This window comes from Paracoccus aeridis, assembly GCF_004923205.2.
GTDB lineage: Bacteria > Pseudomonadota > Alphaproteobacteria > Rhodobacterales > Rhodobacteraceae > Paracoccus > Paracoccus aeridis.
On record NZ_SELD02000032.1, the window covers coordinates 1 to 1,429 of the forward strand.

Sequence of the window (1,429 nt, forward strand, 5' to 3'; positions counted from 1 at the left end):
ATGTTCTGCAAACTACGTCGAGAGCCGACTATTTCAGCGGCCTGTTTCTGCTAGCTCAGGGTAGGGCTGGGCGTCAGGATCTAGAGCCATAAGGGTCGAATAAACCTGCTCGATGACGACGTGGGACATGCCCGAGGGCCCCTGCGCCGGATCAAAACCCGCTGGATCGGCTGAAAATCCAAGGCGCAGGACACCGCCTTGCTGGGGTTCCTGTGCCCACCCCCGATCCGGGAAGGCACCGACAGCACCGACGGCTGCGGTCGTCACCATAAGTAGCAGAAGCTTCCGTCGCCCAAGAATAGCCCGCACCCTCGATCTCCCCCTGAAGAGCGTCTCGAACTTGAATTGACTTGAATGCTGCACATGGCTCTCTTGCAAGGCAAGATGTTTTTTTGACGTGTGCGAGAAAGGATGGACGACGACCGATGAGCCAACCCGAGACTGCCGGCAGCACGCCAGCACAGGCAACCTCGCGACTGGGCGATACACTGAGGCAGGTGCGACGCGCGCGAAGGCTTACACTCAAGGCGTTGGCGAGTTCGGTGGATTGCTCAGAGAGCATGCTGTCCAAGATCGAGCGAGGGCGAGCGCAGCCGAGCCTCCGATTGCTGCACGCTCTTGCAGCGATGCTGCACGTCAAGGTTGCCGCACTGCTCGCTGACCAAGCCCCCGGACCTGTTACGATTCGCCGGCCTGGCGAGCGTCTCCAACTGCTGCTCTCGAGCCCTCAAGGCGGCAGGCGACCGGTCATCCTAGAGCGGGCTGTGCCGTTTGCCGAAGGGATGCTGCTGGACGCCAACATCCATCGAATACCACCAGGCGGAGGTTCTGAAGGCCAGTACGAGCATGACGCGGAAGAAGTTGGCTATGTTGTCAAGGGCACTTTCGAGCTGACCGTTGATGGCGTGATCTACGTTCTCGGCGAGGGTAGCTCCTTTCACTTCAACTCACGCCTTCCCCACAGTTATCTAAATCATACAACGGAGGATGCAGTGATTTTCTGGGTGAATGGATTTGGATCTTAAGAGATAAGCCGCCGACGTCTAAAAACATCTAGCGCGACGTTATTACCCATCAACAAACATTACCCCTCAGACAAACAGAGACACTCGTAGAGAGTGAGGCAATGCCGCGGCTCTGTTGCACAAATCGGCTGGAATGCATCTCGTGAACCCCGCGTGGTAGCTGGACTACATGAGCAGACCGGCATCCCCGAGCTACAAGACCAGGAACTGGCCCGCCTATGACGAGGCGCTGAAGCACCGCGGCTTGCTGACCCTCTGGTTCGATCCCGCCATGACTTGGGAGGCTGCGCCGACCGGCAAACGCGGTCGTCAGCAGGATTACAGTCACGCAGCGATCCAGACCTGTCTGACGATAAATGGTAAGCGTCCGGCGTAGGCGCCTACTTCTTCCGAGGTTGCCACCG

General features: G+C 58.4%; 1 protein-coding gene and 1 pseudogene. Both read left to right on the forward strand.

Translation table 11 applies throughout. The features are described from left to right. Nucleotides 1-425: 425 nt before the first annotated feature. Nucleotides 426-1,025: a helix-turn-helix domain-containing protein gene (locus ELI80_RS10040; RefSeq protein WP_136651710.1), complete on the forward strand. Its 600-nt coding sequence runs from the start codon at nucleotides 426-428 to the stop codon at nucleotides 1,023-1,025. A gap of 169 nt (nucleotides 1,026-1,194) precedes the next feature. Beyond that, nucleotides 1,195-1,380 (forward strand): annotated as a pseudogene (locus ELI80_RS10045) (transposase); the annotation flags it as partial. Between the last annotated feature and the right edge of the window lie 49 nt (nucleotides 1,381-1,429).